Origin of the sequence: Mesorhizobium sp. M1E.F.Ca.ET.041.01.1.1 (genome assembly GCF_003997355.1) — a bacterium.
Classification (GTDB): domain Bacteria; phylum Pseudomonadota; class Alphaproteobacteria; order Rhizobiales; family Rhizobiaceae; genus Mesorhizobium.
In genome coordinates, this window is sequence record NZ_RZSL01000272.1 from 1 (window position 1) to 8,157 (window position 8,157).

Consider the following 8,157-nt stretch of genomic DNA (forward strand, 5'->3'; position numbering starts at 1 on the left):
GCCAGAAAGAATGCGCGGAACAGTTGCACGGCAATTTTCTTGGGCGCGGCAGGATGGAGAATCGGCGACGTCTCGCTTCCGATCGCGCTTGACAGTACCGGGCGACGGCGTAGCGTGGATGGACTGGTCTAGCGCGCCGCTCGTTCGTTTTATTGGGCTGTTTGCCGTTCTGAAACAAGCGTGAACGGCTCTGGCTTGCCAAGAAAACGGCGATACGCCGACGCGCCTCACGCTCGGGAGGAGCCAATGGCAACCAGTTGGCAATTGTCTGGAAATTATTTCGAGAATTGTAGCTGCGACGTCGTGTGTCCCTGCTTGATGTCCCCTAACGCGCCGTTGACATCAAAGCCGACGCAAGGCGTTTGCGACGTTGCTTTGGCCTTTCACATCGATACGGGCAACTACGGTGACGCTCGATTGGATGGCCTCAACATAGCGATGATTGCGCATACACCCGGCCCGATGGCGGACGGCAATTGGACGGCCGCGGCCTATATCGACGAACGGGCCGATGACAAGCAGACGGAGGCGCTGGGTGCGATCTTCACCGGCGCCGCCGGCGGCCCGATGGCCGTGCTCGCCCCCCTGATGGGCACCAACCTGGGGGTAAAGAAGGTGCCGATCAGGTACCAGATCGACGGCAAGAAGCGGTCGGTGGAGATCCCGGGGATCATGCAGATGGCGGTCGAACCGCTTCCGACGATGCGCGAGGACGGGGAGATGTGGGCGGCGACCGGCCATCCCGTCAATCCCGACAAGCTCGTCATGGCGATGGGCGTAGAGGGCAGCACGTTCACCGACCACGGCATGAACTGGGATAATTCCCGCCGAAACGGCCACTACGCTCCGATCAATTGGTCCGGCCAGCAATAGCCGCCTCGCATGTCGGAACGGGGCTCGCCTTTGGGCAATGCGGGTTCGCTGACGCTGCAGCGAAACATCATCGTCGCTCTTTTGATCGCCGTCGCGGCGGCGGCGTGGGCCATGCTCATCCGGCAGCGGGCCGGCATGGACATGCCGATGAACACGCCCACGATGGGCATGAATGCGCCGCTGTTTCTTGCAGCCTGGACCATCATGATGATCGCCATGATGTTCCCGACGGCCGCACCGATGATCCTGACGTTTCACCAGGTCCAGGCCGGCCGTCGGGGGCGCGGTGAGGCCTTTGTCTCGACCTGGGTGTTCTTGGGCGGCTACATGCTGGTTTGGGGTCTGGCGGGCGTGGTCGCCTTTGCGGGCGCGGCAGGCGCGGAGAGGATTGCCGGGCAGGCGGAGATGTCGGCGGCGACCGCCGCGCGCATCGGCGGCGTTCTGCTGATCGTCGCGGGTGCTTACCAGCTCTCCCCGCTGAAGGACCTGTGCCTGACCAAATGCCGTAGCCCGATGAGTTTCATCCTGGTCTCATGGCGCGATGGACAGTGGGGCGCGGTGCGCATGGGTCTGGAGCATGGGCTCTTTTGCCTGGGCTGCTGCTGGCTCCTGTTTCTCGCTCTCTTTCCTCTCGGCATCATGAACATTGCCGCCATGGCCGTGGTCACCTTGCTGATCTTTACGGAAAAGACCTTCCCGGCGGGAAAGAGGATAGCGACGCTATCGGGCACGGCTTTGCTGCTTTACGGCGCGGTGGTGTTGGTCTTCCCGCAGGCGTTGCCGACGTTTCCGGCGGCCGGTGCCATGGCAATGGATTGACAGACGATCGGGAATGTCGCGGGAACTCGGCGCCTGAAAGCCGCAATTGACCACCATTGACCCCGCTCTCCATCCGGCCGATATCCGCGCCAAATTACAATCCGAGATCCTTCAATGACCTCAGACCTCAAAGACGCGGCCATGGATGCGCGCGCCCCCGACACAGCCTGGCAAGCCGACGTCCGCGCCGGCGTGCGCCATGTGCGCGATCTTGCCGCGCTGCCGCTATCGCCGGCCGAGCGCGCCGCGGCGCAAGAAGCCGCCGCCGCCCACAAGGTGCGCGTTCCCAAAGCCTATCTCGACCTGATCGACTGGAACGACCCCCGCGACCCGATCCGCGCACAGGTGATCCCGTCGCCGGAGGAACTCGTGGCAACCGAGGGCGAGCTCGACGACCCGATCGGCGACCACGAATTCAGCCCGGTGCCCAGGCTGACGCATCGCCATGCCGACCGCGTGCTTTTGTTCCCGACCTATCAATGCGCGGTCTATTGCCGCTTCTGCTTCCGGAAGGAGTCGCTGACGTCGATCGGCCGCGGCTATACGCGCGAGGCGCTGGAGCCGGCGCTGGCATACATCGCCGGCCACCCCGAGATCCGCGAGGTGATCCTGACCGGCGGCGATCCGCTGTCGCTGCCCGACAAGGCACTTGCCGAAATCCGCGCCCGCATCGAGGCGCTGCCGCATGTGCGGCTCTTACGCATCCACACCCGCGTGCCGGTGGCGCTGCCGTCGCGCATCACGGCTGGGTTGGTCGCCACCCTGCAGAGCAGGTTGTTGGTGACGGTGGTGGCCCACTTCAACCATCCCCGCGAGATCACCGCCGAAGCCGAAACGGCCTGCCGGACGATGCGGCAGGCGGGTTTCGTGCTGCTCAACCAGAGCGTTTTGCTCAAAGGCGTCAACGACAATGTCGAGGTGCTAGAAGAACTCTGCCGCGAGCTGATGTACCGGCTCGGCGTCAAGCCCTACTACCTGCACCATGGCGACCTGGCGCGCGGCATGGCGCATCGCCGCGCCACGATCGAGGAAGGCCAGGCGCTGGTCGCCGAACTGCGCGCCCGGCTCTCCGGCATCTGCAACCCGACCTATGTCATCGACCTGCCCGATGGCGGCGGCAAGGTGCCGCTGGCGGCCAGCCACATCGAAGGGCGGGAGGGTGAGACGTGGCGCATTCGCGGGCAGGATGGCGTGGTGAGGGCGTATACCGAGGTGGTGACCGACCTCTGAAGCGCGGGCTTGTGGCCACTAGAGCAATTCCGAACGGAAAATCGCTTCGCACTTTTCCTGGAATTGCTCCAAGGGGCGGCCCGGCAGCCCTGTTGGGGGCAATATGCCGGCTGCCGGGCCTAACCGGCGGGGGGTGGTGGTAGTGGCCGCCGGCTGACGCAAGCATGGGACGGTGCCGTCACGACCGCACCATGTGAACGAAGGATCGCTTGCTTTATTCCTTCGTTTGCACGATGCGGCGGCCCGCAAAAACCCCGATACTGTCATCGATCCTTTTGGATCATCAAAAGTCCTTAGCTGAATAAGTCCCTTAGCTAGGTCCCCCTAGCGATCCTTGAGCCCCGCCTGCTTCTCCCCGGAGCACGCGGGGCTCTCCCGTTTCCTGCCTCGGCGGGCCTCAACATTGCCCTCTTCTCGTGGGAACCGGATCCACGCCGCGCCATTCTTTAAGCGGGGCTGAAGGAACGCGGCGTGAAGGCTTTGTTGGGAATTGTCGCTGGTTTCGTGTTCACCTTGGCGGTGTTTGCCAGCGGGCTCGCCTTCGCCACCTGGCTGCTCGCCGCCAAGCCGGTGCGCCAGGCAACGCCGGCGATCGGTGTCTCAGAGCTGTGGACCAAGGACGCCCGGCCGGTCGATCCGGCAAGGCAGGGGCTCGAACGTATTCCCGCCCAGCAGGCGGCCGGCGCGCCCGCCAAGGCGGACGCGACGGCCAAGGCGAATAGCACGCAGACCGCAGCCCTCGCGACGCCGGCGCCCGCGCCGCGGCAATTGCAGCCATTGCCCGATGTCTCCCAGCCCGGCCTGCCCGCGCCCGACGCCAATGCGGCTGAGCCTTCCCGGCAGGCGGATGCGCCGGCCCAGCAGCAGGCACGGTTGCCCGCCGCCCATCTCGAATGGTGCGCCAACCGCTATCGCAGCTACCGCTCGGAAGAAAACAGCTACCGCTCCTACAGCGGCGAACTGCGGCCCTGCGTCTCGCCCTATTTCGATCCCGGCGGCGACAGCACCGCCTCGACCGACGCGACCCAGAATGAGCAGACCGATCAAGGCCAGGTGATCGACGACCAGGCCGAGATGGAAGGCTACGCCCCGACACGCGACGGCTACGCCACCACCTATGGCGGCCCGCCGGAGGAGATTTCGCCGGAGGAACAGACTCCCAGGGATCGGCTCCTGGGCCCGCAGTTTTCGGGCGACCACATCGACGACTGCTTCAGCCGCTACCGCACCTACAATCCGCAGGACAACACCTACCAGCCCTTCGACGGCGGCCCGCGCCGGCAGTGCGAGTAGGGGCTTCTTCGCGGTGATCACCTGCAAGGCCAGCGCGAGGCACCCCCCTCTGTCCTACCGGACATCTCCCCCGCAAGGGGGGAGATTGGGTGTCGCACCGGCTTTCGCCAATCGCCAATTGTAAAAAGGAAGGCGTCGTCGCCAAAGCTGCCAATCTCCCCCCTTGCGGGGGAGATGGTCGGCAGACCAGAGGGGGGTGCTGTCCCGCCGGCGTCTCTGATGCTCGCTCCGCCCCTCATCCGCCCTGCGGGCACCTTCTCCCCGTGAACGGGAGAAGGGAGCGCGCCACCCTAATTCAGCACCCTGCCGTCGATCTCCGCGATGCTGCGTGTTCCCGTCAGCGCCATGGTGACCGACAGCTCCTTGCGCAGGATCTCGATGGCTGTCGCCACGCCCGCTTCGCCGCCGGCGCCGAGGCCGTAGACATAGGCGCGTCCGACCAGGCAGGCGCGGGCGCCCAAGGCTAGGGCACGCATCACATCCTGGCCCGAGCGCACGCCGCCGTCGAACAGCACCTCGACCTCCGAGCCCACCGCCTCGGCGATCCTCGGCAGCATCGAGATGGTGGACGGCGCGCCGTCGAGCTGCCGGCCGCCATGGTTGGAGACCACGATGGCGTCGGCGCCGGCCTTGCTGGCGGAGCGCGCGTCGTCGACATTGAGGATGCCCTTGAGGATCAGCTTGCCCGGCCAGATGCTGCGGATCCACTCGACGTCGCTCCAGCTCAGCGTCGCGTCGAACTGGTGCGCCACCCAGTCGGCCACCGCCTTGATGTTGTCCTCGCCCTTCACATGACCGGCGAGGTTGCCGAAGGTCCAGCGCCTTGCCGTGAGCATCCGGGCCGCCCAGGCCGGCCGGCTGGCAATGTCGAGGATCGTGCGGACTTTCAGCGCCGGCGGCACCGAAAGCCCGTTCCTGATGTCGACGTGGCGCTGGCCCAGCACCTGCAGGTCGACGGTGAGCACCAGCGCGCTGCAGCGCGCGGCAAGCGCCCGCTCGGCGAGCGCTCGCACGAAGCCGCGGTCCTTCATCACATAGAGCTGGAACCAGAATGGCTTGCCGACGGCTTGCGCGACGTCCTCGATCGATGAGATCGACATCGTGCTCATCGTATAGGGTATGCCGGCAGCCTTTGCCGCGCGGCAGGCAAGGATCTCGCCATCGGCCCATTGCATGCCGCCGAGGCCGATCGGCGCCAGCGCCACCGGCAGCGATACCTTCTCGCCGAGGATCGTGGTTGCCGTGTCGCGCTGCTCGACATCGACCAGCACGCGCTGCCTGAACGTGATGCGCTCGAGGTCGGCGCGGTTGGTGCGCAGCGTCTGCTCGGCATAGGAGCCGGCCTCGGCATAGTCGAAGAAGACGCGCGGCACCCGGCGGCGCGCCGCCCGGCGCAGGTCCTCGATGCAGGTCATGTCCGTCATCAGCCTTGGCGCCGCCGGGGCTGCCCCGATCGCATCAGGCAGCGTCACCATCCCTGTCGGGACATCGAGCGCCGTGGGGACTACTCTTTCCATGGTCGCCTCCCATCGAATATTAGCTTGCACCGATGATTGAAGGCCGCTTGCCCGCCGATGTAAATTCACTAGCAAGTATACTTTCAACGGCCACGGCAGCGCCCCATGCCCAGAGCGTCCGAAGAGACGAGGCCCGAAATACTGCAGGCGGCCTACAAGCTGTTTCGCCGCCGGGGCTTCTTCCGCGTCGGCATGGACGAGATCGCGGAGGCGGCGGGCGTCACCAAGCGCACGCTCTACAATCACTTCGACAGCAAGGACGCGCTGCTGACCGCCGTGCTCGCCTCGCAGCACGAGCGCACCTTCGCAGACTTCCAGAACTACGGCATCGACCTTTCGGGCAGCGCGGCCGAGCTGATCGACAAGCTGTTCGAAGGCCTGGTGAAATGGTCGTCCAAGCCGCGCTGGGCTGGCTCGGGCTTCACCCGGCTGGCCATCGAGCTTGCCGACCTGTCAGGTCACCCCGCGCGCGCCATCGCCCGCCAGCACAAGGCGTTGATGGAGCGGCACCTGGAGACGCTGCTTGGCCAGGCGAAAGTGCCGGCCCCGAAAACGCGGGCGCGCGAGCTGGCCCTTTTGATCGAAGGCGCCATGGTGATGATCCTGATCCATGGCGACCCGAGCTACTGCACGGCCGCGGCGGAGGCGGCGAAGCGGCTGGTCAGTCTGGATTCCTCGCCCCCGTGAAGGGGTGCGTATCCGGGCTGGCGCCGTGATCCCCAATGTCCCGGCGGACATCTCCCGCAAGGGGGGATTGGCGAGAGCCGACGCGCCATCTGATCTTCCTCCTTGCGGGGAGATGGTCGGCAGACCAGAGGGGGTGCTGTCCGCCGGCGGTGCATGATTTCTCGCGCTGGGCGCGAGTAACCTCCTCCCGCTATCGGATACCGCGCGGAGACAAGCCTGAAACACTTCGCCGTGTCACCCGGCATTCCCGCGAAACGGCCGGAGGCGATTGTCGCGCATGTCAGACTCCAGGAGACGCTCGACCCGGGGCCTTGGCCCTGCCTTCACGGCTGACGTGCGCGAAGCCTGGGAAGCCGCTTACGGCCTGCTCGCCGGGGTCATGATCGCGGCGGCGCGCGAGGTGCAATTGGCGGCGTGAATCGCCTTTGGCCCCTCGCCTTGGCGGAGGCGAGGGGCCGAGCGCAGCGAGCCGGAGAGGGGGCCTTTGTAGGGAGTTCCCCCGCTCCGTCTCGGCTTCGCCGAGCCACCTCTCCCCCACTCCGTGGGGGCGAGGAAAAGGCGCCACCTCAGCCGACAACCTTCCCCGGATTCATCACGTTGCCCGGATCGATCATCGCCTTCACCTTCCGCGCCAATTCCCGCTTCACCGGGTCGGCGTGGCGCTCATAGGCGTCGCGCTTGTCGAGCCCCACCCCGTGCTCGGCCGAGAACGAGCCGCCGGCTTCGCAAAGCCCCTCATAGAGCACGTCCTCGATCGCCGCGTGCCGCTCATGCGGGACCGGCCCGTCGGTGTTGATGGAGATGTGCAGATTGCCGTCGGCGAGATGGCCGAACACGTAAGGCGCGTATGAGGCGTCGACCCGCTTCAGCCCCGCCTCGATGCGCGCCACATAGTCGTCCAGCGCGCCGCCCGGCACTGACACGTCGAATGAAGGCGGCAGATGGTGCATGCGCTCGATCTGCTCGGTCTCCTCGCGCAGCCGCCAGATTGCTTCCGCCTGTGCGTCGGAGCTCGCCACCAGCCCGTCGATGATGCCGGCCTCGTCCCAGACCGCCGCCAACCCGTCCTCGAGCGCAGCTCGCGCCGCCTCCATGCTGTCGGCGCCGAGCCCGAGCACCAGCAGGCAGGGCGCCTCCAGCGGCAGGCTGCCGGGCGCATAGCCCAGCGTCCGCTGCATGAGAGCGGCAAAGCGCTGCCACAGGATCTCGGCGGCGCTGAGCCGCGTGCCGGTTTGCCTAAGGAAATGCCGCACGATGCGCTGCGCACTTTGCGCATCTGGCACGCCGACCAGCGCGGTCGCGCTCGCTCCCGCGACCGGGTCGAGCCGGAGCGCCACGCGGGTGACGATGCCCAGCGTACCCTCCGCGCCGATGAAGAGGTGTTTCAGGTCGTAGCCGGCGCTGGTCTTCAGCACCCGGGTGAGGTCTGAAAACACGCGCCCGTCCGGCAGCACCGCCTCTAAGCCGAGCACCCGGTGGCGCATCGTGCCGTTGCGGAAGGCCATGATGCCGCCGGCATTGGTGGAAACCATGCCGCCGATGGTGGCGCTGCCGCGCGCGGCAAGGTCGATGCCGGGGTCGAGCCCATGCTGGGCCGCCGCTTCCTGCAGGAGCCCAAGCGTCGCGCCGGCCTCAACGATCGCCACGCGCGCGGACGGGTCGATCTCCTCGATCCGGTTCATGGCGCCGAGGTCGCAGATCACCTGACCGGCGGAAGTCGCCGCCCCGCCCGCAAGCC

At 66.5% G+C, this 8,157-nt stretch carries 9 protein-coding genes; 7 read left to right on the forward strand and 2 right to left on the reverse strand.

Annotated features, from left to right (window positions below):
- From EOA38_RS39775 to EOA38_RS20990, 5 genes are all read left to right on the forward strand, one after another.
- The coding region (locus EOA38_RS39775; RefSeq protein ID WP_210212977.1) for a hypothetical protein at positions 1 to 184 on the forward strand (184 nt) is incomplete at its 5' end.
- A 62-nt stretch (positions 185 to 246) separates the two neighbouring features.
- A complete protein-coding gene (locus EOA38_RS20975) occupies positions 247 to 873 on the forward strand; it encodes a DUF1326 domain-containing protein (protein WP_127222013.1) in 627 nt (208 codons plus the stop codon).
- Between the two features lie 81 nt (positions 874 to 954).
- Positions 955 to 1,692: a DUF2182 domain-containing protein gene (locus EOA38_RS20980; RefSeq protein WP_245468575.1), complete on the forward strand. Its 738-nt coding sequence runs from the start codon at positions 955 to 957 to the stop codon at positions 1,690 to 1,692.
- Between the two features lie 114 nt (positions 1,693 to 1,806).
- Positions 1,807 to 2,922, forward strand: coding sequence for a KamA family radical SAM protein (locus tag EOA38_RS20985; RefSeq protein WP_127222015.1), 1,116 nt, complete (start codon positions 1,807 to 1,809; stop codon positions 2,920 to 2,922).
- Between the two features lie 471 nt (positions 2,923 to 3,393).
- Entirely contained in the window at positions 3,394 to 4,215 is an 822-nt protein-coding gene (locus tag EOA38_RS20990; RefSeq protein WP_127222463.1) for a BA14K family protein, read from the forward strand.
- 290 nt (positions 4,216 to 4,505) lie between these two features.
- Here EOA38_RS20990 and EOA38_RS21000 read toward each other — a convergent pair whose 3' ends face one another.
- Positions 4,506 to 5,639, reverse strand: coding sequence for an alpha-hydroxy acid oxidase (locus tag EOA38_RS21000; protein WP_126095976.1), 1,134 nt, complete (start codon positions 5,637 to 5,639; stop codon positions 4,506 to 4,508).
- Between the two features lie 198 nt (positions 5,640 to 5,837).
- Between EOA38_RS21000 and EOA38_RS21005 the strand changes: the two genes are divergently transcribed.
- Positions 5,838 to 6,419, forward strand: a complete 582-nt coding sequence (locus tag EOA38_RS21005; RefSeq protein WP_126094733.1) for a TetR/AcrR family transcriptional regulator — start codon at positions 5,838 to 5,840, stop codon at positions 6,417 to 6,419.
- A gap of 277 nt (positions 6,420 to 6,696) precedes the next feature.
- Positions 6,697 to 6,837: a hypothetical protein gene (locus tag EOA38_RS21010; RefSeq protein ID WP_189350159.1), complete on the forward strand. Its 141-nt coding sequence runs from the start codon at positions 6,697 to 6,699 to the stop codon at positions 6,835 to 6,837.
- 148 nt (positions 6,838 to 6,985) lie between these two features.
- On the opposite strand, the gene EOA38_RS21015 is transcribed toward EOA38_RS21010, so the two are convergent.
- Positions 6,986 to 8,157, reverse strand: a 1,172-nt coding sequence (locus EOA38_RS21015) for an FAD-binding oxidoreductase (RefSeq protein ID WP_145966018.1), incomplete at its 5' end; no start/stop codon positions are given.